Raw genomic sequence first — 23351 nt, 5'->3', positions numbered from 1 at the left:
CAATCATCGCCGGTCTCTGGGTACGGTGACTGCCGATTCGTGGTGCAGCGGGCCATGGCACAAGAGGGGTGACGGACGTGTCACATCGGAAGGCAGATGCGGGGCCGACGGCGAGCCCGGCGAAGCTGTTCGGGGAGGCGTTGCGGTTCGCCAGGGAGCAGGCGGGCCTCACGCAGGAGGCGTTGGGGAAGCTCCTGCACTGTGACCGCACCGTGGTGACGCGGTACGAGGGTGGTCATCGGCCGATGCCCATCGATTCGGTCATGGCCTGCGACGAGATCCTGAAGACGGGCGGGATGCTCTATCTGCTCTGGAAGCGGGTGGACTGGCAGGCCGACGTGGAGCATCCGGACTGGTTCCAGAAGTATGTGGATCTGGAGGCCGAGGCGTTGGCGATCCGGGTGTATCAATACGCGCGAGTCAATGGCCTGTTGCAGTGCGCGGACTACGCGCATGCGTTGTTTCGTATGGGGGCCGACAGAGACAATCCGGTGTTGCTCCATGACCGTGTGACAGCCCGCATGGGCCGGCAGAAGCGGCTGCTCGGATCCGATGGTCCACTGCACATCGCCGTGCTGGACGAGAGCGTGATCCGCAGTGTTGTCGGCGGTCCGGGAGTGATGGGGTGCCAGATGGAACACCTGCTGGAGGTTGGCGAGCGTTCCAACATCTGCATCCAGATCGCGCCCTTCGGCTGCATGCCGACTAGACGCCCTGCCACCTCAATGTTCCTGCTGGAGATGCCTGATGGAAACGAGTGGCTCTACTCGGAGAGCCTCTATCGCGGGCACTTCAGCGATGCTCCGTCGGTCGTCTCGGAGCATCGCCGTGACTATGATCTGCTGCGCGGGAACGTACTCTCGGTGAGCGACTCTCGGGCGCTGATCGCCGACGCGATGGAGGAGTACCGGCATGAAGAGCGTCGATCTCAGGGCGACCGCCTGGCGCAAGAGCAGCTACAGCGCGGACCACGGGGGAGAGTGCGTCGAGGTGGCCCTCGTGTTGCCATCCCCCGACGTCGTTCCGGTGCGTGACTCCAAGGACCCCTCCGGGCCGGTCCTCCTCTTCCCCTCCGCCGCCTGGTCCTCCTTCGTCTCCGCCCTCCGGGACGGGGCGATCCCGTTCGGCTAGGGCCGCCCTTGGGGATGGGCTGCCTGCGCCCTGATCATCGATGCGATGAAGGAGTTCAGCATGGAGAACGTCAGGGCGACCGCCTGGCGAAAGAGCAGCTACAGCGGGAACAACGGCGGCGAGTGCATCGAGGTGGCCCTCGGGTCCCCTTCCCCCGCCATCGTCCCGGTGCGTGACTCCAAGGACCCCTCCGGGCCGGTCCTCCTCTTCCCCGCCGCCGCCTGGGGTTCCTTCCTCTCCGCCCTCCGGGACGGGTCGCTCCCGGTTGGTTAGAACCACCCCTGGGTATGGGCTACTATTTACCCATCACCCAGTTGCGCGGGTGGCGGAATAGGCAGACGCGCTGGATTCAGGTTCCAGTGCCCGAAAGGGCGTGGGGGTTCAACTCCCCCCTCGCGCACACAGCGAACGGCCGGTCGGATCCTCGGATCCGACCGGCCGTTCCAGTTTCTGGACCTACCGATCGCCCCTCACGGCACCGTGAGGGGCGATCGGCGTCTCTGCTGCTGAGGTGTCCCCCCGGAACGGGCGGCCCGGAGCACCCGGCAGGCGTCACTACGAGGCGGGCGGGCACACCAGCCTGGTCGCGGCGGCCGGGCTGGAGTCCTCGGCGCCCTGGTAGCTGCCCTGGCCGTGCTCGTAGTAGAAGTAGTACACGAAGAAGCGCACGCCGGCGCCCAACGTGCAGTCCACGCCCGGGGCGTAGCGGAAGGACAGAGTCACGGTCCGGCTGTCCCCCGGCGCGACGGGCACCGCGGGCGCGGTCAGGTTGTAGCGGAGGTAGGACGTCTGCCAGGTGTCGCACCAACTGGCGCCGACGCAGCCGGAGAAGTCCCTGGCCAGCCCGGTGGATCCCACCGGGCCGGTGTCGGAGGCGGTCACCGTCGCGAAGAGGAAACTCACGGGGGTGGCCTCGCGGTTGGTGAACGTGACGGACACCGCGGCGGCCTCGCCCGGGACGACGGTCGACCGGTCGACGGTGATCGCGAAGCTCGGCGGCGGGGGATCCGCGGCGGCGAAGGCCTGCCGGCCGAAGCCCAGCAGGGTGAGGAACAACGTAAGTGCGACGACGAGGCGTACACGCCTCATCGCCGAGGCGGGGATAGGCATGGTCGCCCAGCGTAGGCAGCCCCGCCCCGCCCGTCTGCCCCGCGTCCCGGAAACCGGCCATGATCGAACGCACCCGAACACCTGAACACCCGGACATCCGGAGCCCCTGCCGCCAATGACCGCATCACGGGGACCAGAACGAACGGTGCCGGTGGGTCAGCTTCCTCGGGGAACGGCGTGGTAGTACTCCCGCGTAGAGGTATTCGTTGAGCTGGCGACGAACCTCAGGACGGTGCCGTAGTGGGCTCTGGCCTCCGTCACGCTCATTGCTGCCTGTGGGACGGTCGAGCAGCGCCGGTAGATTCCGCCACCAGCGGCTTCCGGGTCCGGCAGGTCCGCCTCCTCGATCCGATTCACGAGCGGGAAGTCCAACCGGTCCCAATCGATCTCCAGCACTGAGGTTCCGAGTACCGGCGTGGCCATCGTGCCGCCATCGGGGAACCGTCCATGGTTGCGGTGGTAGTCGATCGCGTAGGTGATCGTCCCTCTTGCGTGCGGCAGGTCCTGCCCTTGCCGGTCCCGCGGCCCCCAGGCCGCGATGTCGGCCTCGCGGATCCGGGCCAGGACGTCGGTGATGTCGCCCAGGACCCCGAAGTAGGAGACAGAGCGCATTTCGCACCGAAGCACGTCCGTGGGCCGTGCTTCGAAGACCGAGGCGTGATACGGCCTGCTGCAGGAGTCCGTGAAGGTGGTCATCACGTGCTCCAGGCCCTCGACGGCGGACAGTCGCGCGGTGAGGTCGTGAATCCTCTCCTGCGCCACCGTCCTGCGGGACTCTGCCTCGGGTGAGGTGGCGTGCTTGCGCAGCTTCCTGTCCGACGGTCCGCGTGAGCTCGCTTTGCTGATCGCCAGCAAGGGCAGCATCAGCAGCACTCCTGCCACCTCCTTGCACCTCTTCCAGCTCATCGCGTCCTTCTCTGTCGTCGGGGCCACCGCACACCGGTGGATGAACACATGCCACGATCTCTCGGCAGGTGCCCGGCCCATTGTCGAGAGCACCAGCGGGTGCTGACCTGAGTACCCGTACTCAGGTCGACTTGAAGAAGACAGCGACTGACCCGGAGAAGGAACGAAGTGCGCGACGGCCAGGCCCGTCAGGGCCCGGTCGTCCCGCCTCCTGGCGCCCGGCCATCTCCGTCACTCGACCGACAGGGCAACCCACGAGGCCCAACGGCGGCCAACTCACCCGCCCACTGCTGGGAACTGATCTACCTTGGCCGGGGAGGGCATCAGGCCCGGGAAGCCGCCGTCGGCCGGCTGCCGCTCACGGTTCGATCCTCCGGGCGTACACGCCCTCACCGATGGGCCGGAAGTCGTGCCGCTCCCACGCGCGCCGAAGCTTCTCCATCGCTTCCTCGTCCGGCCGCCGCACCTCCGGATCGTCGGACGCGTACGAGCACGGTTCGTCCGGTCCGTGATCGTGAATCGGTGCCGGATAGCACACGGCCACCGTGCCGGGGACAGCCAGGCGCCGCAGCGCGGTGACGGTCAGGCGCATCCCGACTCCCTTGCCGCGCCACGGTTCCGAGACACGGACGGACTCCAGCAGGAGCAGCAGCACAGGACTCAGTGCGGACACTGCCGGGGCAAGGCTGCCGTCCTCGCCGAAGACCACCCGGGGGATGCGGTCGAGGAGGCCGGGGTCGTCCTCCAGGGCGGCACGGGGGTTCGGTGTGACGCCCGGGATGACACGGGTGATCTCGGCAGTACCGATCTTCTCGTTGGGAACGTAGAACTTCGCTGTCCACCGCTCCGCACGCCCGGTCCACGTCTCGTCGGCGAACTGCCGCATGGCATAGGAGATGTGGAGCCGATCGGGGTCCATTTTCGCTCCTCTGAAGGGTGGGGCCCCGCCGATTGCGGAGCACGGCCGGTCGGATCCGAGGATCCGACCGGCCGTGCTCGTGTCGTCCGCGCCGATGTGGATGCTTCCGCCGGAGGGTGCCCGCGGCGGGCGCGTTCAGCAGACGGCGGGCACCGTGACCGTGGCGGTGGCCGGCGGTCGGCCCGTCCTGGTGGTGGTGAAGGTGGCGGTGATCCCGGTGCCGCACGGGACGGTGCTCACCACCGGGCCGACCGTGATTCCGCCGGGCGGCACGACGGCGCCGAGGTCCTCGCGCTCCAGGATCGAGCCGCCGGTGGTGCGGAGTTCCAGTACGAACGAGGCGACCTGCGCGGGCCCTCCGGTCGACGACGCCGAGCCGGTGGCGGACGCGAGGCGGCCGTCGATCGTCAGGCAGACCTGGGCCCCGATGCCGTAGCCGCAGGTGGTCGTGCCGGTGGGCCGGGCGGAGGCCTGGCCGGCCCCCGCGATGCCGAGCCCGGACAGCGCGGCACCGGCCGCGAGGACCGCGACGAAACGCTTCATCAGAGTTCTCTCCTTCGAGGACAGGAGGAGCCGCAGCCCTCTTGTGTCATGTCACGCTGCACATGGCACATGCTTCCACGGGCCCGCGCTTCCACCCCTGGTCGGCCCGAACTCCCGGCAGGAGTACCGGATTCGGTCCCTCGATGGCGCGAATCCGAAGTCTCGGCCCGCTGGGCCAGGCTGGTCACCGACAGCGGCGGGCGGTGGCGGCTACTGTAATTCCCGCTCCCCAAGGCGGAGTTGCGTCCGGTCTGTTGCTCCGGCGCCGCCTCAGTGGGCGCGGCGGGCGTGCTTGAGCTGCTCGTGGACGGCCCAGGCGTCGGCGACCGGGCCGAGGTGGGTGAGCTTGTCGGGGTTGGTCACCGAGCGGACGCCCTGGATCCGGCCGTCCAGGACGTCGAGGACCAGGACGGTCAGCACCCGCCCCTCGCGGTCGCGGAAGACGGCGCCGGGCCGGCCGTTGACCTGGTGGACCTCGAAGGTCACGTCGATCCGCGCCATCAGCGGGACGATCGCGGCCAGCAGCCTCGCGACGTTCGCGGCACCGGCGACGGCCCGGGCGAGCTGCGGGGTCTTGCCGCCGCCGTCGCCGACCATCGACACGTCGGCCGCGAGCAGTTCCTGCAGCCCGGCCATGTCGCCCTCGCGCAGGGCCTCGAAGAAGCGCGCCGCGAGTTCGTCCCGCTCCTTGCGCTCGGCCTCGAAGCGCGGCCGCCCCTCCCGCATGTGCCGCCGGGCGCGTGTCACGAGCTGCCGGCAGGCCGCCTCGGAGCGGCCCACCGACTCGGCGACCTCGTTGTAGCCGTAGCCGAACACCTCGTGCAGCACGAACGCGGCGCGTTCCAGCGGGCTGAGCCGTTCCAGTAGCAGGAGCGCCGCCATCGACACCGAGTCGGCCAGCTCGGCGGCCCGGGCCGGGTCCTGGTAGGGGTCGGTGAGCAGCGGCTCGGGGAACCACGGGCCCACGTACGCCTCGCGCCGGACCCGGGCCAGGCGCAGCACGTCGATCGAGATCCGGGTGACCGTGGTGGACAGGAAGGCCTTCACCGAGTCGGGCCGGGTCGGCGAGGCGTCGAAGCGCAGCCAGGCTTCCTGGACGGCGTCCTCGGCCTCGCCCACGCTGCCGAGGATCCGGTAGGCGATCGAGAACAGCAGCGGCCGCAGCTCCTCGAACTCCTCGACCTTGCTCACGCCGGCTTCCTTCCCCTCGAACGGAGTCTGTCGAAACGATCATGCCGGTGACCCGCCGGGCCGGGCCCGCCACCCCGGGGCCGGCGGACCCGCGGCGGTCAGTGGAACTGCCCGGCCACGTAGTCGCCGGCCGGCTGCTGGGTGATGATGTTCGCCCGGTTGGCGAGGTTCATGAACGAGATCAGCATCACCAGGGCCGCCAACTGCTCCTCGTCATAGTGCTCGGCGGCCTTCGCCCAGACCTCGTCGGGGACGCCGCCGGCCCCGTCCGCGACCCGGGTGCCCTCCTCGGCGAGGGCCAGGGCGGCCCGCTCGGCCTCGGTGTAGACGGTGGCCTCCCGCCAGGCCGCGACCAGGTTCGTCCGCACCGCGGTCTCCCCGGCGGCCGCCGCGTCCTTGGTGTGCATGTCGATGCAGACGGCGCAGCCGTTGATCTGGCTCACTCGCAGGGCCACCAACTCCTGGGTGGCGGCGGGCAGCGGCAGGGCCTTGAGCTCCTTGCCCAGGGCCATCAGGCTCTTGATGAACTTGGCGCCGGTCGGGTTGGTGAAGAAGTTCAGTCGCGCGTCCATGGGGTGTGCTCCTTCGTGGTGGTCGGTGCTTCACCCCTGGAGACGGGGCAGCCTCGTGTCCTGTGACACGCCCCGGTGTGACGCCCGCCACTCGCTCGGTGCTCGCCCGCTCCCGCCCGTTTTGCAAAACCTTTGCGAAGTCCGTTGACAGGTATAGACCTTGGCGTGGAGAGTCGTCGCCGCCCGGTACGGGCACACCCTTGCGGACTCCCTGCGCCGTCCACCGTTCCCACGATCGTGCGGCTCACCGCACTAGGGGTGATCTCGACCATGCGTCACCGACTCTCCACCCGTTCGACCTTCGGCGCCGCCACCGTCGCCGTCCTGGCGCTGCTGGCCCCGCTCGCCCCGGCGGCCGCGGCCGCCGACCTCGACGGGGCGGCCGATTCCGCGCGCCACGGCGGGGCCGCCTACAAGCGGGTCGGGTACTTCATCCAGTGGGGCATCTACGCCCGCAACTTCCACGTCAAGGACCTGGAGACCAGCGGCACCGCCGGCAAGCTGAGCCACATCAACTACGCCTTCGGCAACGTCGGTTCGGCCGGCACCTGCCAGATCGGCGGCCCGGGTTCCGACGGGTGGGCCGACTACGTCCGCCCGGTCGGCGCGGAGGAGGCGGTGAACGGCACCGCCGACACCGACGGGCAGGCCCTGGCGGGCAACTTCAACCAGCTGCGCGAGCTCAAGGCCAAGCACCCCGACCTCAAGGTCATGATCTCGCTCGGCGGTTGGAGCGGTTCGGCGTACTTCTCGGACGCCGTCCGCACCGAGGCGGGCCGCAAGGCGCTGGTCTCCTCCTGCATCGACCTCTACCTCAAGGGCAACCTCCCCAAGGACGGCGCCCGGGGCGGCGCGGGTGCCGCGGCCGGGATCTTCGACGGCATCGACCTCGACTGGGAGTGGCCGGGCTCCGAGGGCGCCCCCGGCAACGGGATCCGCCCGGAGGACAAGCAGAACTTCACCAAGCTGGTCCACGAGTTCCGCACCCAGGTGGACGCCTACGCCCGGACGCTGAAGGGCCGCAAGCACTTCGAGCTGAGCGCCTACGTGCCCACCGCGCCCGCCAAGATCGACGCGGGCTTCGAGGTCTCGAAGATCATCCGGGACTTCGACTTCGTCAACCTCCAGGGCTACGACTTCCACGTCTCCGGCGAGAAGACCACCGCCCAGCAGTCGGCGCTGTACTCGCGCAACGACTTCAGCCTGGACGGGACCGTCGACGCCTGGCTGCGGCGCGGCGCCCCGGCCCGCAAGCTGGTCACCGGCCTGCCCTTCTACGGCCAGGGCTGGACGGGCGTCACGGGCGGCGGCAACGGCCTCGGCCAGCCGGCCGCCGGGCCCGCCCCGGCGACCTGGACGGCCGGGACCGAGGACTACAAGGCGCTGAAGAAGCTCGCCGACTCCGGCACCTACAAGCTGTACCGGGGTCAGCGCAACGGCCACGCCTGGCTGTTCGACGGCACCACGCTCTGGACGTACGACGACGCCACCGTGCTGCGCACCAAGGCCGAGTACGTGCGCCGCGAGGGCCTCGGCGGGGCCATGATCTGGTCGCTGGACGGGGACACCCCGAACGGCGAGCTGATCACCGCGATCGACAAGGGCCTGAGCCGCCGGTAGTCGCGCCCCCGGCGCACACGGACGCGGGCCCGTCCCCCGGAGGGACGGGCCCGCGTCGTGCTGCGTGCGGCCGGTGGATCAGGCGTTGACGCAGGTGTTGCCGAACGCCGGGCTCAGCGCGCTGATGACGCCGATCGAGTTGCCGCAGATGTTGATCGGGATGTGGACCGGGATCTGGATCTGGTTGCCGGAAAGCACGCCCGGGGAACCGAAGGCCAGACCCTCGGCGACGGAGTCGGCGGAAGCGGTGCCGGCGCCGGCCAGCAGGGCGGCCACGGCCAGGACGCCGGCGGCGAGGGCGGTGCGAGTACGCATGTCTCTCCTTGGTGGATGAGTCAGCAGATCAGAGCACCAATCACACCGGTGGAGAGCCGCGATCCCCCCGGATTGGTCGGAACGCGGGCGTGTCCCGGCGCCGGCCGGTGGCGCCGGGCGGGTCCCGGGCGTCGGTCGCCCGCGCCGGGCCGGTCCCGGCGTCAGCCCGGCGGGAGCTCCTGCTCGGCCCAGATGGTCTTGCCCCGGCGGGTGTAGCGGCTGCCCCAGCGGGTGGTGAGCTGGGCGACCAGGTAGAGGCCCCGGCCGCCCTCGTCGGTGAGGCGGGCCCGGCGCATCCGGGGCTGGGTGGCGCTGGGGTCGGACACCTCGCAGGTGAGGCGCTCGGCCCGGATCAGCCGGACGCCGACCGGGCCGCCCGCGTACCGGATGGCATTGGTGACCAGCTCGCTGAGCACCAGCTCGGTGGTGAACTCCAGCTCCTCCAGCCCCCACTGCCGCAGCTGCGCGGTGGCGGCCTCGCGGATCCCGGCGACCGCCGACGGGTCCGCCTCCAGGGTCCAGCCGGCGGTGTCCGCCGCCGGTACCGCGCGGGTGCGGGCCAGCAGCAGGGTGACGTCGTCGGTGAGGCGGTGGGCCGGCAGGTCGGCGACCAGGTCCCGGCCGAGCTGCCGCAGCGAGGCCCCGGCCGGGGTGACGGCACCCTCCGGAGGGGAGGCCGCGGCGGCCAGCCGGTGCGACAGCGCGTGCATGCCCTCCTCCAGGTCGTCCGCGTACCCCAGCAGCAGTCCGTCGGTGTAGAGCGCGAGCAGGCTGCCGGGCTCCAGCTCGACCTCGGTCACCTCGAACGGCAGGCCGGTCACACCGAGCGGCGGTCCGGGCCGGAGCGGCACATAGGTCACCCGGCCGTCCGGCGCCGCGACGGCGGGCGGCGGATGCCCGGCGGAGGCCATCGCGCAGCGCCGCGACACCGGGTCGTACACCGCGTAGACGCAGGTGGCGCCGAACGGCACGGTCTGCTGCTCGTCCGTGCCGTCCCCGGTCCCGTCCAGCCACAGGCCGTGGCCCACCGGGGGCCGGGAGGCGGCGCCGGGGCCGTCCGCCTCCCCGTCCTCGTCGTTCTCGTCTTGGTCCTCGTCCGGGCGCTCCGCCTCCACCATCAGCTGGGCCACCAGGTCGTCCAGGTGGACGAGCAGTTCGTCCGGCTCCAGGTCGAGGTCGGCCAGCGTCCGCACCGCCGTCCGCAGCCGCCCCATGGTGGCGCTGGCGGCGAGGCCGTGCCCGACCACGTCGCCCGCGACCAGCGCCACCCGGGCGGAGGACAGCGGGATCACGTCGAACCAGTCGCCGCCGATCCCGCTCGCCGTGTCCGTGGGCAGGTAGACGCTGGCGGTGGAGGCGGCCGTGGTCTCGGCCTGCGAGGGCGGCAGCAGGCTGCGCTGGAGGCCGACGGCGGCCCGGTGCTCGCGGGCGTAGCGGCGGGCGTTGTCCAGGGCGAGCGCCGCCCGGTCGGCGATCTCGCGCAGCAGCTCCAGATCGGCCGGCAGGTACGGCGGCCGGTTGGGGGCGCGGTGGACGGCCACCCGGCCGAGCAGCCTGCCGCCGGCCCGGAGCGGGACGGCCATCGAGGCGGGGAAGTCGGTGTGCACGCTCTGCTCGTCGGGGTGCGCGTGGACGGCCGCCCCGACCGGCGGGGGCGGTGGCGGGGCGACCGGGCCGCCGGGCCCCTGCGCCGGCTCGCCGGGCGGGGCCGACACGGCGACGGCGGCGCGGCGCAGCAGTACCCGGCCGTCCCGCCCGGGAGCGGGCTCCGCGCCGGTGAACACGGCCTCGGCGACGTCCACCACCGCGAGGTCGGCGAGACCCAGGACGGGCGCGGGCGCGATGCCCGGGCCGGTCGGGGTGGCGGCGGGCGGCGCGAGGACGGCGGCCAGCTCCTCCGCCGTCCCGCCGACCGACAGCGAGCCGCCGACGGCGGCCGTGGCCCGGTGCAGCAGGGCGAGCCGTTCGCCCGAGCGGTGCAGTTCGGTGACGTCGGTGAACAGCGCGGTGACCCCGATCACCTGCCCGTCCGGGGCCTGCAGCCGGAACGCCGAGATGGCCATCACCGCGCCGCCGGACGGGTCCTCGATGGTGCGGACGATCTCCTCCGCGCCGATCACCGGCCGGCCGGTGCGCAGCACGTCGCGCAGTCCGCGTTCGACGGCGGCCGCGTCCTGCGGCTGGAGGAAGTCGCCGAGGCGGCGGCCGCGCAGGTCCGGCGGGAGGCCGCTGTAGGGGAGCAGATGGGTGTTGGTGCGGACGAGGCGCAGCCGCTCGTCGAAGACGGCCAGGCCGACCCGGTCCTGGAGGAACAGCTCGCTGGTGAACGCCTGGTCCTGGCGCCAGCGGGCGATCTGCGGGGCGGGGGCGGCGAGCACCAGGTAGCGGGCCGCGCCGGGGTCGTCCGGGGCCTCGGGGGTCTCGGGGGCTGCCGGGGCGTCCAGGGGCAGGACCTGGAAGGCGACCGCGAGCGGTTCGCCCCGGTCGGAGCGGAGCACCGCCTCGCCGGACCAGCCCTCGGCCCGCTGCCGCTCGGTGAGCTCGGACATCGCCGGCCACCCCGCGGGGTCGGCGAGCAGTTCGCGCGCCGGCCGGCCGTGGACCTGCCGGGCGTCGAGGCCCAGGAGCCGGGCCGCCTCGGGGGTCCAGCGGACGATGCGGCCGTCGGCGTCGAGCAGGGCTCCGACGGCGTTGTCGACGAAGGGGGATCGGCCGCGGTGCAGGGCGTCCGCCGTGCTCATCCGGTCCGCTCCTCTCCGGCGCGGGGTCACTGCCGCGATCTCTCCATCATCCTCCGGCCCGCCGAGCCCGCCAGTTCCCGCCCGTTCCCGCCGGTCCCCGGTGGCGGCCCCCGTCGCACAGGAGGTGTCGCACAGGAGGCGGCGCACGGGGGGTTCTCGGGCGTCCGCTCTTATTGTAATCTCCGTCAATAAGCGCGGACGCACGCCGCGGTGGCGAGTCCCCGCGCAGGCCACGCACCTGACGGAGGCAGCCATGGCTCACTCGGCGGAACGCACCCCCACCCTCACCCCAGGCGGCCACGGACGGACCCACACCGCCGCCGACGACGACGTGTCCAAGCGGCTGCTCGACTCCGCCGCGACCCTCTCCTACGACCCGGCCACCGAGATCGACTGGGACGCCCCGCTGGAGCCCGGGCACTACGGGCTCAACCCGGAGTGGAGCACCCTCTACGGCACCGCGCTCTGGTCCGGGATGACCGAGGAGCAGCGGGTCGTGCTCACCCGCCACGAGGTCGGCTCGATCATGACCACCGGCATCTGGTTCGAGATGATCCTTCAGCAGATGGTGCTGCGCGACCAGTACCTCAAGGACCCGGCCAGCGCCGAGTTCCGCTTCGCGCTCACCGAGATCGCCGACGAGTGCCGCCACTCGATCATGTTCGCCCGGGCCTGCGAGAAGATGGGCGTCCCCCAGTACAAGCCGAACCAGTTGGTCGCCCAGGCCGGGCGCGCCTACAAGGCCCTCGCCCGGGGCGAACTCGCCTACGGCGGCATCCTGGTCGCCGAAGAGGTGCTGGACGTCATGCAGCGCGACTGGATGCGCGGCGAGAACGTCCTCGACATCGTCCGCGGGACGTCCCGGATCCATGTGGTCGAGGAGTCCCGGCACATGAAGTTCGCCCGCCAGGAGATCCGCGAACGGCTGCGCGGGGCCGGCACCCTCCGCCGCCGCAACGCCGCCTTCGGCATCGCCGCCGGCGCCTACGTCATCGTCACCAGCATGGTTCACCCGTCCGTGTACAAGGCCGCCGGCCTGGACGTCGCCCGGGCCCTCGCCGAGGTCCGCGCCAGCGAACACCGCCGCGCCATGATGCGCACCAGCAGCCGCCACCTGATGGCCTTCCTCGCCGAGAACGGCCTGCTCACCGGCCCGTCCACCAAGCTCTACCGCCGCATCCACATGCTCTGAGCGCCGCACGCCCCGTACCCCGCGCCCCGTACCCCGCACGCCGAACCCACCCAGCGAGGAACCCCACCCCCGCCATGGCCTACGCGATCACCCGGACCTGCTGCAACGACGCCTCCTGCGTGTCCGTCTGCCCGGTCAACTGCATCCACCCCACCCCCGACGAGCCCGACTTCGGCCGCACCGACCTGCTCTACATCGACCCGGCCGCCTGCATCGACTGCGGCGCCTGCGCCGACGCCTGCCCGGTCGACGCGATCTTCCCGGTCGACCGGCTGGCGGGCCCCGACGCCGTCTACGGAGACCTCAACCGCGACTGGTACCGCGACCACCCCACCGACCACGCCTGGGGTGCGCCCGTCTTCCCGCGCAGCCTGCCCACCGGCCTCGACCTCGGGACCGGCCCGCTGCGGGTCGCCGTCGTCGGCACCGGGCCGTCCGCGAGCTACACCGCGCAGGCCCTGCTGCGCACCACCGGCGCCGAGGTCACCATGCTCGACCGGCTGCCCGTGGCCGGCGGACTGCTGCGGCACGGGGTCGCCCCCGACCACCAGTCGACCAAACGGATCGCCGAGAGCTTCGCCTCCGTCTTCCACGACCCCCGGCTGCGGGTCCACCTCAACGTCGAGGTCGGCACCGACCTCGACCACGCCGAACTCGCCGCCCACCACCACGCGGTGGTGTACGCGGTCGGGGCCGCCGCCGACCGCCGGCTCGACGTGCCCGGCGAGGACCTCCCCGGCAGCCTGCCCGCCACCACCTTCGTCCGCTGGTACAACGCCGAACCCACCGTGCCGGGCGACGCGGTCGCCCTCGGTGCCGGCACCGGCCCCGGCGCCGAACGGGCCGTGGTGATCGGCAACGGCAATGTCGCGATCGACATCGCCCGGATCCTGCTCACCGACCCCGACCGGCTCGCCGCCACCGACATCGCCGACCACGCCCTCGCCGCCCTGCGCCGCAGCCCGCTCCGCGAGGTCGTCCTGACCGCCCGGCGCGGGCCCGAGCACGCCGCCTGGACCACCCCGGAGTTCCTCGCCCTCACCCGGCTCCCGGGCGTCGAGGTCGTCGTGGACGACCGGCCCGAGGTCCGCGCGGCCCTCGCCGCCGCACCCGAGGGCTCCGCCGCGGCTCTGCTGGCCGGCCTCCCGCTGGAACGCCTGGACGGCGCCGCCCCGCCCCGGCCGGGCCGCCGGATCGTACTCCGCTTCCACGCCGCGCCCGTCGAACTCCTGGGCGGCGAACGGGTCGAGGCCGTCCGGCTGACCGGCGACGACGAACCCCTGCGCACCGCCCTGGTGGTCCGCTCCATCGGCCACCGCGGCGTCCCGCTCCCCGGCCTGCCCTTCGACGAGGCCACCGCGAGCGTCCCGCACCGGGGCGGCCGCGTCCTCGACCCGGCGACCGGCCGACCGCTGCCCGGCACCTACCTCGTCGGCTGGGCCAAGCGCGGCCCCTCCGGCGGCATCGGCGCCAACCGCGCCTGCGCCGAGGAAACCGTGCACGCCCTCCTGGACGACGCCGTCGCGGGCACCCTGCCCCACCCGGCCGGCGACCGCAGGACCTTCGACCGCCTGGTCCGCACCCGCCGCCCCGACGCTCTCGGCCTGCGCCAGCTCCGCGCCATCGACCGCGCCGAACGCGCCCACGGCGAAGCCACCGGCCGCCCCCGCGTCAAACTCCCCACCGTCCCCGCCCTCCTGGCAGCGGCCCGCCGCTGACGGGGGGAAGGGCCGCCGAACTGCCCGTCAGCTGAAGAGGCTGCTCAGGTCCAGCGGCGTGATCAGGTAGCTGTCGGTGGCCGGGTCGTGGGCGTGGAGGAGGGCGGTGCGGCCGGCCGGGACGGTGGGGTCGCCGGGCGGGGTGCGGACCGCGATGAGGAGCGGCGAGCCGTCGTCCGTGGTCACTTCCGCCCAGCCGCCGGTGGCGGTGGCGTCGCCCGGGAGGACGAAGCAGGAGCGGCCGACCAGGGGGAAGGGTTCGGAAGCGAGCAGGTCGCCGGGGAGCTCGTCGGGAAGAACCCCGGGCACGGCGTCGACATGGGGATCGGCGCCGCACCCCCCGTTCCGGGTCCTGGTGGCGTGGCCGACGTCGTGTCCCCCGGACACGACGTCGGCGCCAAGGCCGCTGAGCAGGGCCAGCATCCAGTACTCAGCGGTCACCACCAGAGTCGGGAAGCCAGGCGCGGCTCTGAAGTTCCCCCGCAACCGCCCCGCCCCCCAGACTCTTCCTGCAGCGCCGGATCCCCCGTGCGCCGCAGTGATCCTGTCAGGCGTGCAGGCGTCCGCACACTGCCAGGATCCGGCAATCTTGACGCTGCTTTGACACCCTGAAAATATCCGGAAAACGCAAGCAACGCGGGGCCGTGCGAAACGTCCGAACGGAAGGAGTCACAACGGCTGGTCCGGCCAGTCGAGCAGTCGTGCGCCCATCACGGCGGTCTCCAGGGTGTACCGGTGCAGGGCCTCCGCCGGGTCGTAGCCGGTGAGGTCGCGGATGCGTTCCAGCCGGTAGCCGAGGGCGCGCACGCTCAGTCCGAGCCGCCGGGCGGTCTCCGCGTTCACGTACCCGGCCTCGGCCTGGACGGTGATGGTCTCCAGCAGCGGACGGGCGCCGCCGCGCGCGGCCGTGAGCGGACCGAGCACGGTCCGCACCAGGTCGGCCATGGCTTCCCGGTCCCGCATCAGCACCGGGAAGACCAGCAGTTCCTCGGCCCGCAGCCGGGCCGCGGGCAGGCCGAGCCGCTCCGCGTACTCCAGCGTGGCGAGCGCCTCCTCGTAGCTGCGGACGATGCCGCCGGTGCCGCCGTAGCGGCGGCCGGTGGCCACCCGCAGGGCCGGCGGGTAGCCGGGGCCGGGGCGCAGGGCGAGGTCGGTGAAGGCGGTGAGGACGGCCTGTTCGCCGTCGGAGGCGATGCAGACCAGCCGCCCGTCGCGGACGGCCAGCAGCAGGGTGCGGTCGTCGTAGCGGCCGGTCAGTTCGCGCAGGACCCGGTGCGGCGTGGGCGCGCCCTCCAGGTAGGGCTCGGCGCCGACGGCCACGGCGACGGTGTAGCCGGCGGCGAGCCGCAGGCCGAAGCGTTCGGCGCGTTCGGCGAGCCGGCCGAGGTCGGTGCGGCCGTGCAGCAGGTCGTTGACGAGTTCCCGCCGGTTGGCCTCCTCCTGGCGGACGGCCATCCGCTGGGCGCGTTCGTGGCCCTCGGCGACGGCGCCCAGCGCGGCCTGGGTGGCGGCGAGCACGGCGTCGCCGGTGCGCCGGAGTTCGGCGGCGGTGACGGCGGTGAGGCCGGGGAAGGTCTGCCAGGACGCGCGGGTGGCGCCGAGGCAGACGCCGACGAGGTCGCGCAGTCCGTGGCCGGCTTCGGCGGCGCGCTCGCCGAGGTCGCGCAGCCGCTCCAGTTCGGCGCGGCGGAGCAGGCGGCCGGTGCGGGAGACCTCGGTGAACAGGGACAGGCAGTGGCCGGCGAGCTTGCCGGGGATGTCGGGGGTGCCGGGGGTGCCGGTTCCGTTGGCCGCCGTCATGGTGTCGTGTCCGCCCCGGCCCGTGGGTGTGGTGCGGCCGTCCGGCGGGCCGACCGGTCGGCCGATCGGCCTCTCCGCCGGTCGGCCGGACCGCCGGGCCGCGGGCCGGTCGGCCGGCCACCCAGCCCGGGCATGTTATCGGGTCAGCAGTCCGGCAGCCTCTCCGTCGTGGGCGGAGGAGCCAGTCCCGGCGACCGGCAGCAGCGGCCGGTGGCAGGCGACGGTCCGCCCCGGCGCCACCTCGCGCAGCTCCGGCACCTCCCGCGCGCACCGCTCGTCGGCGAACGGGCAGCGGGTGCGGAACCGGCAGCCGGACGGCGGGTCGAGCGGCGAGGGCGGGTCGGCGGGGAGCAGCCCGGTGTCGCCGAGCGGCCGCCCCGGTTCGGGGACGGCGGCGAGCAGCGCGGCCGTGTAGGGGTGGGCGGGGGCGGCGAGCACCTCCTCGGTGGGGCCCTGCTCGCAGAGCCGGCCGAGCTGGAGCACCGCGACGTCGTCACTGACCGCGCGGACCACGCCGAGGTCGTGCGAGATGAACAGGCTTGCCAGACCCCGTTCCTCGGTGAGCCGGCGCAGCAGGTTGAGCACGGTGGCCTGGGCCGAGACGTCGAGCGCGGAGACGGCCTCGTCGGCGATCAGGACCCGGGGCTCGGCCGCCAGCGCCCGGGCGATGGCGACCCGCTGCGCCTGGCCGCCGGAGAGCTGGGCGGGCCGGCGGTCGCCGAACAGGGCGAGCGGCAGCCCGACCGCCTCCAGCTGGCGTTCGACCGCGGCGGCGCGGTCCACCGCCGGGTCCGGGTGGGCGTCGAGCGGTTCGGCGACGAGGTCGCGGACGGTGCGGCGCGGGTTGAGCGAGGAGACCGGGTCCTGGAACACCATCTGCAGCCGGGGCCGCAGGGCCCGCAGCGCGCGGGGGGCGAGGGCGGCCAGGTCGGTGCCGTCCACGGTGACGGTGCCGGCGGTGGGCGGGGGCAGCCGGAGCAGGGCCTTGGCGATGCTGCTCTTGCCGGAGCCGGACTCGCCGACCAGGGCGAGGGTGCGGCGTTCGCGCAGGGTCAGGTCGACCTCGCTGACGGCGTGCAGCGGGCCGGAGCGGGTGCGGTGGACCACCGAGAGCCCGGTGGCCCGCAGCACGACGGGGGAGGGTTCGGGGGTGGGGACGAGGGGGGTCATACGGTCTCCTGGGCCTTCGGCACGGACACGGACCCGGACCCGGACCCGGCCGCCGAAGCGGACACGGCCGACGGTGCGAGCGGGAAGTGGCAGGCGGCCGTGTGGCCGTCGCCGGCCCGGTGGAGCGGGGGCGCCTCCGTCGAGCAGACCGCCTCGGCGCGCTCGCAGCGCGGCGCGAACGGGCAGCCGACGGCCGGTCGGGAGAGGTCCGGCGGCGAGCCGGCCACGGCGGGCAGGACGCGGCGCAGCGGCCCGGTGACCCTCGGTACCGAGCGCAGCAGCGCGGCGGTGTACGGGTGGGCGGGTGCCTCGGTGACGGCCTCGGTGGGCCCCGTCTCGACGATCCGCCCGCCGTACATGACGGCGATCCGCCGGGCCCGGCCGTACAGCAGGCCGATGTCGTGGGTGATGAGCAGGGTGGCGAGGCCGCGGGTCCCGCGGTGCCGGTCGAGCAGGTCGAGGACGGTGCGCTGGACGGTGACGTCGAGCGCGGTGGTGGGCTCGTCGGCGAGCAGCAGGGCGGGGGAGCCGGCCAGGGCGGCGGCGATGCCGACCCGCTGCCGCAGCCCGCCGGACAGCTCGTGCGGGTAGGCGCGGGCGCGCCGGGCCGGGTCGGGCACGTCGACGGCGGCGAGCAGTTCGGCGGCGGTGCGCAGCCGGTCCCGGCGCCGCATCCGGCGCCGGTTGGTGAGCGACTCGGTGACCTGGTCGGCGATCCGGACCACCGGGTTGAGCGAGGTCATCGGGTCCTGGTGGACCATGGCCACGCCGGTGCCGAGGAGTTCGGCGCGCCGGCGCGGGGCGGCGGTGAGCAGGTCCTCGCCGTTGAGCAGGATCCGCCCGGTGGCGGTGGCCCGGGTGGTGCGGGGGTGGACGCCGAGCACGGTGCGGGCCAGCACGGACTTGCCGGAGCCGGACTCGCCGACCACGCCGAGGCACTCCCCGGCGTCGATGCTGAGGTCGATGCCGTGCAGGACGTGCAGGGTCCGGCCGTCGGGGGTGTGCAGGGCGGTGTCCAGCGAGCGGACTTCCAGGACCGGGCCGGTCATCCCCGGCCTCCCTTCGAACGCAGCTGCTCGCCCAGGTAGTTGAGGGCGAGGACGGTCAGGCAGAGTACGGCCGCGGGGGCGAGCGAGATCCACGGCGCGCTGCCGAGGGTGGTCCGGCCCTCGGCGATGATGCCGCCCCAGGACGGCTCCGGCGGGCGCAGGCCGAAGCCGAGGAAGCTGAGCGAGCCCTCGGCGACGATCGCGACCGTGGTGGCGGTGAACGCGAAGGTGAGCGCGACCGGCGCGACGTGCGGGACCACCTCGCGGCGCAGGATGCGCAGCGGCGCGGTGCCGATCATCCGGGCGGCCTGGACGAAGCCGCGCTCGCTGAGCGACAGGACGACGGCGCGCACCACCCGGGTGAAGTGCGGCACGGTGAACAGGCCGATCAGGCTGCCGATCACGGTCAGGCTCGGGCCGCGCAGCGCGACCGTGATCATCACCAGGATCAGCGAGGGCACCGACATCAGCAGGTCGGTGGCGAAGCCGATCACCTTGTCCACCGGGCCCCGGAACCAGCCCGCCGCCAGGCCGAGCGCCCCGCCGCCGAGCAGGCCGACGGTGATGGTCAGCCCGGCGACGGCGAAGGAGGCGCGGGCGCCGGCCACGGTCCGTTGCAGGACGTCCCGCCCGGCGGCGTCGGTGCCCAGCCAGTGGCCGGGGCCGGGGGCGGCGGCGGGGTGGGCGAAGTCGCCGTGCAGCGGGTCGAACCCGGGCAGCAGCGGGAGCAGCAGGGCGGCGAGCGCGACCAGCGCCAGCCAGGCCCCGGCGGCCAGCACCCCGGGGGCCGGGCGGCGGACGGCGGTCCGGCGGCGGACCGCGGCGGGCAGAGCGTTGGGGGCGGTCTCAGCGACGCTCATCGGCGATCCTCGGGTCGATGGTGCGGTACAGCAGGTCCACGGCGACGGTGGCCGCCACCACGCCGACGGCGCTGACCACCACCACGGCCTGCACCACCGGGAAGTCGCGCCCGGCGATCGCGGTGGCCGCCAGGGTGCCGACGCCCGGCACCGCGAACAGCGACTCGACCAGCACGGAGCCGCCGAGCGACATCCCGATGCCGATCCCGACCAGGGTGACCAGCGGCAGCGAGGAGGGCCGCAGCGCGCGCCGCAGCAGCAGCCGCACCGTGCCCATGCCGCGGCTGCGGGCGGCGGCCACGTAGGTCTGGTCGAGGGTGTCGATCAGCTGGCCGCGCAGGGTGCGGGTGAACACGGCCGCCTCGGTGAGGCCGAGGGTGAGCGCGGGCAGTACCAGGTGGCGCAGGTTGTCCAGCGGGTCCTCGGTGAACGGCGTCCAGCCGGTGGCGGGCAGGATCCGCAGTTGGACGGCGGCGAGCCAGATCAGCACCAGGCCGAGCACGAAGCCGGGCACGGCGAGCCAGACGAACGCGCCGGCGGTGGCGATCCGGTCGACCGCGCCGCCCGGCCGCCAGGCCGAGTACAGGGCCACCGGCAGGGCCAGGCCGAGTGCCACCAGCTGGGCGGCGACGAAGAGTTCGAGGGTGACCGGGATCCGGTCGGAGAGTTCGGCGGTGACGGCGGCGCCGGTGGACAGCGAGTGGCCGAGGTCGCCGTGCAGGGCGTCGCCGAGCCAGCGCCAGGCGGCGGCGAGCACGTTGTCGTCGAGGCCGAGCCGGGCCTCGTACGCGGCGACCTGTTCGGGCGTGGCGGTGGGGCCGAGTGCGGCGAGGGCGGGGGAGCCGGGCATCAGGTGGGGCAGGGCGAGGGCCGAGAGGGTGACCAGCAGCAGGACCGAGGCGGCCCGTCCGGACCGCCCGGCGACGCGCCCGGCGGTCCGGAGAGCGGGCGCCAGGGCGGGTGCCGGTGTGGTCGGGGCAGGTGCGTGGGCAGGCGTCACTTCTTCACCCACAGCACGGCGGGGGAGACGCTGACCACGGTCCGCTTGGAGACGTCGGGCAGTCCGCCGAGCTTGGCGGAGGCCAGGAAGCCGACCGGGTTCTCGGTCAGGAAGAGCACCGGGGCGTCGGCGACGATCTCCTGCGCGGCCTCCTGGTAGGCGCGGGCCCGCTGGGCCGGGTCGACGGTGCCGTGCCCGGCGGTGATCGCCTGTGCGGCCTTCGGGTTGTTCCAGCCGGTGAAGTTGTAGGGGGAGTCGGGCAGGAAGAGGCCGGTCAGGGCGGTGTCGGTGTCGCCGAACATGCTCGTGACGAAGTCCATCACCTGGAACTGGCGCTGGTACATCGCGGTGCCGAGGCCCGCCTGGTCCAGCGGCTTGATGGTCATCCGGACGCCCGCCTCGGCGAACATCTGCTGGAGCACGGTGGCCCGCTGCTGGGCCTCGGGCCGGCTGTCGACCAGGTAGTCGAAGGCGAGGTCGGCGTGGCCGGCCTCGGCGAGCAGGGCCTTGGCCCGGGCGGCGTCGTGCGCGGGGTAGCCGGTGCCGGTGGTGCCCCGGTAGGGCGAGGTGGAGCCGATCGGGCCGTCCGCGACCTTGCCCTGGTCGAGGTGGACGACCCGCTCGACGGCGGCGCGGTCCACGGCGTACTGGAGCGCCTTGCGGACCTTCGGGTCGTCGAAGGGGGCGGCCTTGGTGTTGAACAGCACGGTGGAGGTCGAGCCGGGGCCGGTCGCGGCGCGCAGCCCGTCGCCGGCGGCCTGCTTGTACTGCGCGGGGGTCTCGGTCCAGACGAGGTCGGCGTCGCCGGAGCGCAGCGACTGGTAGCGGCTGTCGGTGTCCGGCAGCACCTTGTAGACGAGCTTGTCGGCGTGGCCCTTGGGGCCCCGGTAGGCGGGGTTGCGCACCAGGGTGGCGGAGACGCCGGGCTGCACGCTCTCCACCGTGTACGGGCCGGAGCCGACGGCGGGGGTGTCGGCTCCGGCGGGCGCCTCGGAGATGTAGCCGAGGGAGCGGGTGAACAGGTTGGGGAAGGCGGCGTTCGGGGCCTTGAGGGCGAAGCCGACCGAGGTCGGGGAGTTCACCGTCATGGCGCCGATGGTGGCGGCGTCGACGGCGCAGCCGCACTTGGCCTCGGGCTTGGCGAGCCGGTTGACGTGGTCGACGACGGCCTGCGCGTCCAGCGGCTTGCCGTCGCTGAAGGTGACGCCCTCGGGCAGCTCCAGCGTCCAGGCGGTGGCGTCGGCGTTCGGGGTGAAGGACTTGGCCAGGTGGGGCTGGACGGCGCCGTTGTCGGCGTTGGCCATCAGCGGGTCGTAGAGCGCGTTGGCCAGGATCATCATCGGCATCGAGGTGAGCCCGCTGTCGGCCGGGTCGAGCTTGGTGAACGGCCGGTCGAGGCCGATGCGCAGGGTGCCGCCGTCGACGGCGGGGCCGTCGTCCTTGGGCGTGGAGCCGGTCGCGCTGCCGCCGGAGAGGGTGTCGTCGGAGGCGGAGCAGGCGACGGCGGTGAGGGCGAGGGCCGCCGTGCAGACCGCGGATGCCAGAACGTGCGTGTGCCGCTTCATGGTTCCTCGTGGGGTTCGGTGGGGGCGGGGGAGGGGCCGGGCGAAGGGGAGAGCGAAGGGGAAAGCGAGGGGGGAAGTGAGGGGAAGGTGGGCGGTCCCGACCGGAGCGGTCGCCGCCGGAGCCCAGCTTTTGGAAGTGGCACAACTGCCAATTGGCAGTTCTGCAAACTTCACATGACGAGCTGACGACGACTTCGCGCTCGGCTTGAGCGGCCGCTCCGGGCGTGATTCCGTACGACTACGGCCGCTAGCGGCAGACCAGTTGACGAGGAGCGAGCAGGATGCAGGGGCAGCGGACGGACACCGCGGCGGAGCCCGGACTGCGCGACCGCAAGCGCGCGCGGACCCGGCAGGCGATCCGTACGGCGGGGCTCGACCTCTTCGAGGAGCAGGGCTTCGAGAGCACCACGGTGGACCAGATCTGCCGGCGTGCGGACGTCGCCCACCGCACCTTCTTCCGGTACTACGAGTGCAAGGAGGCCCTGCTCTTCGGCATGGACTTCGGGCTCGCGGTCCTGGACGCCTTCGCCGCCGCGCCGCCCGGACTCGGGATCTGGGAGGCCTTCGAGCACGCCGGGGCCACCACCGACGGTCAGTTGGAGGAATCGGCCGAGCACACCGTGCGGCGCCGGGCGCTGCGGCGCCGGTTCATCGGGATCCGCAGTGTGCACGACTTCGCGCTGATCATGATCGACACGTTCTCGCAGCGGGCGGCGGCGATCGCGGCCGACCGGCTGGGTGTGGACGTGGCCGCCGACCTGCGGCCGCAGGCGCTGGCGGCGCTGCTGGCGGGGATGACCCGGCGGCACGTGGTCAACGGCGAGGAGGGGCGGCCGTTGGCGGACTGGGCGGTGGCGTTCCGGCAGCTGCTCGGGCCGCTCGCGGGGCCGGAGCCGGAAGCCCCGTCCTCGGCCGGGCCCGCGGGGTGAGCGCGCCCCGCTACCGGGCGGGCCCGGACCCGCCCGCGCCGTCCGTTCCGCCGGGCTCGCGGTAGTGCAGCACGAACCGCGCGCTGCTGCCGTCGATCCGCCGCCGCAGGTACAGCGCGGGCGTGCCGTCCGGCGTGCAGCTGACGCCCTCGCGGACCAGCAGCGGGGTGCCCGGCGGCACCCCGAGCAGCTCGGCGTCCGCGAGGTCCGCGCCGATCGCGCCGAACGCCCGCCAGTCGTACTCCAGCTCCACCCCGGCCGCCCCGGCCAGGGCGAGCACCATGTTCCCCGGTCGTCCCGGCCGCAGCAGTTCGGCCGGCAGCGGCCGGGTCGGCACCCAGTAGCTGTTCGCCACCCGGGGCCGGCCGCCGATCCGGATCACCGTGTCCACCCGGGACAACTCCCCGGTGCTGCGGCCAAGTTGCCGGGCCGCCTCGTCGTCCTCGGCCGAGCCGCCGACGGCCGGCGCCGCCACCACGGACTCGCCGTCGCCCTCGACGGTGCCCGCCGCCCCCTCCGGCAGGGGGGTGTCCAGCGGCAGGGCGCGGTGGACGCTGCCGAGGTCGAACCGCTGGCTGCGGGGGTCGACGGTGATCGAGACCCGTACCGCCGGCGGGCGGACGAAGGTCCCCACGCCCCGGCGGATCTCCAGCACCGCGGCCCGCTCCAGCTCCGCCACCGCCTGCCGGACGGTCAGCCGGTTGACGCCGAAGTCGGCGCTCAGCTCCGGCTCGCTGGGCAGCCGGGAGCCCGCCGGGTACGTCCCGGCGTCGATGCGCTCCTGGAGCTGCCGGGCCAGCCGGCGGTACAGCGGGGTGTCGCTTCGGTGCGTTGCCACGCGCCCGATCCTACGGAGCCGGAGGGCGGCTTCCGTCCGGGGTTGTCCGGAAGTTCACCCCGGCGCCGCTTGCCCCGGCCCCGATCCGCCAGGTAGACATCTAGACGTCTAGATGTCTCGCCCACCATGACGTTCCCCCTTCCTCTGCCCGTCCTGTTCCCCCAGACCGCCCCCACCGAGAG

23 protein-coding genes and 1 tRNA gene are annotated in these 23351 nt (G+C 73.5%); 8 read left to right on the top strand and 16 right to left on the bottom strand.

Annotated features, from left to right (window positions below):
• Nucleotides 1–77: 77 nt before the first annotated feature.
• The 4 genes from ADK60_RS47145 to ADK60_RS31330 all read left to right on the top strand — a co-directional run bounded on the left by ADK60_RS47145 (nt 78) and on the right by ADK60_RS31330 (nt 1531).
• A complete protein-coding gene (locus tag ADK60_RS47145; RefSeq protein WP_063783319.1) occupies nt 78–1034 on the top strand; it encodes a helix-turn-helix domain-containing protein in 957 nt (318 codons plus the stop codon).
• Complete coding sequence (locus tag ADK60_RS48230) at nt 991–1131, top strand: DUF397 domain-containing protein (protein ID WP_107094763.1); 141 nt, start codon at nt 991–993, stop codon at nt 1129–1131. The genes ADK60_RS47145 and ADK60_RS48230 overlap by 44 nt, the downstream gene beginning before the upstream one ends.
• A gap of 45 nt (nt 1132–1176) precedes the next feature.
• Nucleotides 1177–1404: a DUF397 domain-containing protein gene (locus tag ADK60_RS31335; protein WP_053650392.1), complete on the top strand. Its 228-nt coding sequence runs from the start codon at nt 1177–1179 to the stop codon at nt 1402–1404.
• Nucleotides 1405–1447: 43 nt separating this feature from the next.
• A tRNA-Leu gene (locus ADK60_RS31330) sits at nt 1448–1531 on the top strand.
• Nucleotides 1532–1686: 155 nt separating this feature from the next.
• On the opposite strand, the gene ADK60_RS31325 is transcribed toward ADK60_RS31330, so the two are convergent.
• The 6 genes from ADK60_RS31325 to ADK60_RS31300 all read right to left on the bottom strand — a co-directional run bounded on the left by ADK60_RS31325 (nt 1687) and on the right by ADK60_RS31300 (nt 6372).
• Nucleotides 1687–2241 carry a hypothetical protein gene (locus tag ADK60_RS31325; RefSeq protein WP_159400669.1) on the bottom strand — a complete coding sequence of 185 codons (555 nt, stop codon included), beginning with the start codon at nt 2239–2241 and terminating at the stop codon, nt 1687–1689.
• Nucleotides 2242–2397: 156 nt separating this feature from the next.
• Nucleotides 2398–3105, bottom strand: coding sequence for a hypothetical protein (locus tag ADK60_RS44025; protein WP_234371373.1), 708 nt, complete (start codon nt 3103–3105; stop codon nt 2398–2400).
• Between the two features lie 400 nt (nt 3106–3505).
• Nucleotides 3506–4066 (bottom strand): hypothetical protein, encoded by a 561-nt coding sequence (locus ADK60_RS31315; RefSeq protein ID WP_053650390.1) that lies wholly within the window; start codon nt 4064–4066, stop codon nt 3506–3508.
• 135 nt (nt 4067–4201) lie between these two features.
• Nucleotides 4202–4609 carry a hypothetical protein gene (locus ADK60_RS31310; protein ID WP_053650389.1) on the bottom strand — a complete coding sequence of 136 codons (408 nt, stop codon included), beginning with the start codon at nt 4607–4609 and terminating at the stop codon, nt 4202–4204.
• Nucleotides 4610–4879: 270 nt separating this feature from the next.
• Nucleotides 4880–5800, bottom strand: a complete 921-nt coding sequence (locus ADK60_RS31305) for an RNA polymerase sigma-70 factor (protein WP_053650388.1) — start codon at nt 5798–5800, stop codon at nt 4880–4882.
• 98 nt (nt 5801–5898) lie between these two features.
• Entirely contained in the window at nt 5899–6372 is a 474-nt protein-coding gene (locus ADK60_RS31300) for a carboxymuconolactone decarboxylase family protein (RefSeq protein ID WP_053650387.1), read from the bottom strand.
• Between the two features lie 270 nt (nt 6373–6642).
• Here ADK60_RS31300 and ADK60_RS31295 point away from each other — a divergent pair, with 270 nt between their 5' ends.
• Nucleotides 6643–7992, top strand: coding sequence for a glycoside hydrolase family 18 protein (locus ADK60_RS31295; protein WP_045939714.1), 1350 nt, complete (start codon nt 6643–6645; stop codon nt 7990–7992).
• 78 nt (nt 7993–8070) lie between these two features.
• Here the strand turns inward: ADK60_RS31295 and ADK60_RS31290 are convergent, their stop codons facing one another.
• Both ADK60_RS31290 and ADK60_RS31285 read right to left on the bottom strand, forming a co-directional pair.
• Nucleotides 8071–8307 carry a chaplin gene (locus ADK60_RS31290; RefSeq protein ID WP_053650386.1) on the bottom strand — a complete coding sequence of 79 codons (237 nt, stop codon included), beginning with the start codon at nt 8305–8307 and terminating at the stop codon, nt 8071–8073.
• Nucleotides 8308–8468: 161 nt separating this feature from the next.
• Complete coding sequence (locus ADK60_RS31285; protein ID WP_053650385.1) at nt 8469–11048, bottom strand: SpoIIE family protein phosphatase; 2580 nt, start codon at nt 11046–11048, stop codon at nt 8469–8471.
• A gap of 253 nt (nt 11049–11301) precedes the next feature.
• Between ADK60_RS31285 and ADK60_RS31280 the strand changes: the two genes are divergently transcribed.
• Nucleotides 11302–12240, top strand: a complete 939-nt coding sequence (locus tag ADK60_RS31280; protein ID WP_053650384.1) for an AurF N-oxygenase family protein — start codon at nt 11302–11304, stop codon at nt 12238–12240.
• A 74-nt stretch (nt 12241–12314) separates the two neighbouring features.
• Entirely contained in the window at nt 12315–13958 is a 1644-nt protein-coding gene (locus ADK60_RS31275; protein WP_053650383.1) for a 4Fe-4S binding protein, read from the top strand.
• A 27-nt stretch (nt 13959–13985) separates the two neighbouring features.
• On the opposite strand, the gene ADK60_RS31270 is transcribed toward ADK60_RS31275, so the two are convergent.
• The 7 genes from ADK60_RS31270 to ADK60_RS31240 form a co-directional block, all read right to left on the bottom strand.
• Nucleotides 13986–14399 carry a hypothetical protein gene (locus ADK60_RS31270; protein WP_159400668.1) on the bottom strand — a complete coding sequence of 138 codons (414 nt, stop codon included), beginning with the start codon at nt 14397–14399 and terminating at the stop codon, nt 13986–13988.
• 228 nt (nt 14400–14627) lie between these two features.
• Nucleotides 14628–15758: a PucR family transcriptional regulator gene (locus ADK60_RS31265; protein ID WP_079008835.1), complete on the bottom strand. Its 1131-nt coding sequence runs from the start codon at nt 15756–15758 to the stop codon at nt 14628–14630.
• 135 nt (nt 15759–15893) lie between these two features.
• The gene (locus tag ADK60_RS31260; RefSeq protein ID WP_063783313.1) at nt 15894–16928 is read right to left on the bottom strand and encodes an ABC transporter ATP-binding protein; all 1035 of its coding nucleotides are present in this window, start codon (nt 16926–16928) and stop codon (nt 15894–15896) included.
• Nucleotides 16925–17977 carry an ABC transporter ATP-binding protein gene (locus ADK60_RS31255; protein WP_053650381.1) on the bottom strand — a complete coding sequence of 351 codons (1053 nt, stop codon included), beginning with the start codon at nt 17975–17977 and terminating at the stop codon, nt 16925–16927. The genes ADK60_RS31260 and ADK60_RS31255 overlap by 4 nt, the downstream gene beginning before the upstream one ends.
• The gene (locus ADK60_RS31250) at nt 17974–18837 is read right to left on the bottom strand and encodes an ABC transporter permease (protein WP_053650380.1); all 864 of its coding nucleotides are present in this window, start codon (nt 18835–18837) and stop codon (nt 17974–17976) included. Before ADK60_RS31250 ends, ADK60_RS31255 begins: the two co-directional genes overlap by 4 nt.
• Nucleotides 18824–19837, bottom strand: a complete 1014-nt coding sequence (locus tag ADK60_RS31245) for an ABC transporter permease (protein WP_053650379.1) — start codon at nt 19835–19837, stop codon at nt 18824–18826. The genes ADK60_RS31250 and ADK60_RS31245 overlap by 14 nt, the downstream gene beginning before the upstream one ends.
• Nucleotides 19834–21402: an ABC transporter substrate-binding protein gene (locus ADK60_RS31240; RefSeq protein ID WP_053650378.1), complete on the bottom strand. Its 1569-nt coding sequence runs from the start codon at nt 21400–21402 to the stop codon at nt 19834–19836. Before ADK60_RS31240 ends, ADK60_RS31245 begins: the two co-directional genes overlap by 4 nt.
• 281 nt (nt 21403–21683) lie before the next feature.
• Between ADK60_RS31240 and ADK60_RS31235 the strand changes: the two genes are divergently transcribed.
• Nucleotides 21684–22331 (top strand): TetR family transcriptional regulator, encoded by a 648-nt coding sequence (locus ADK60_RS31235; RefSeq protein ID WP_053650377.1) that lies wholly within the window; start codon nt 21684–21686, stop codon nt 22329–22331.
• Between the two features lie 10 nt (nt 22332–22341).
• On the opposite strand, the gene ADK60_RS31230 is transcribed toward ADK60_RS31235, so the two are convergent.
• Nucleotides 22342–23169: a GntR family transcriptional regulator gene (locus ADK60_RS31230; RefSeq protein WP_052709022.1), complete on the bottom strand. Its 828-nt coding sequence runs from the start codon at nt 23167–23169 to the stop codon at nt 22342–22344.
• Nucleotides 23170–23351 lie beyond the last annotated feature (182 nt).

Origin of the sequence: Streptomyces sp. XY431 (assembly GCF_001279805.1) — a bacterium.
In the GTDB taxonomy this organism is placed as follows: domain Bacteria; phylum Actinomycetota; class Actinomycetes; order Streptomycetales; family Streptomycetaceae; genus Kitasatospora; species Kitasatospora purpeofusca.
The sequence above is the reverse complement of the archived record's forward strand: the minus strand, read 5'-3'. Positions and strand labels throughout refer to the sequence as shown.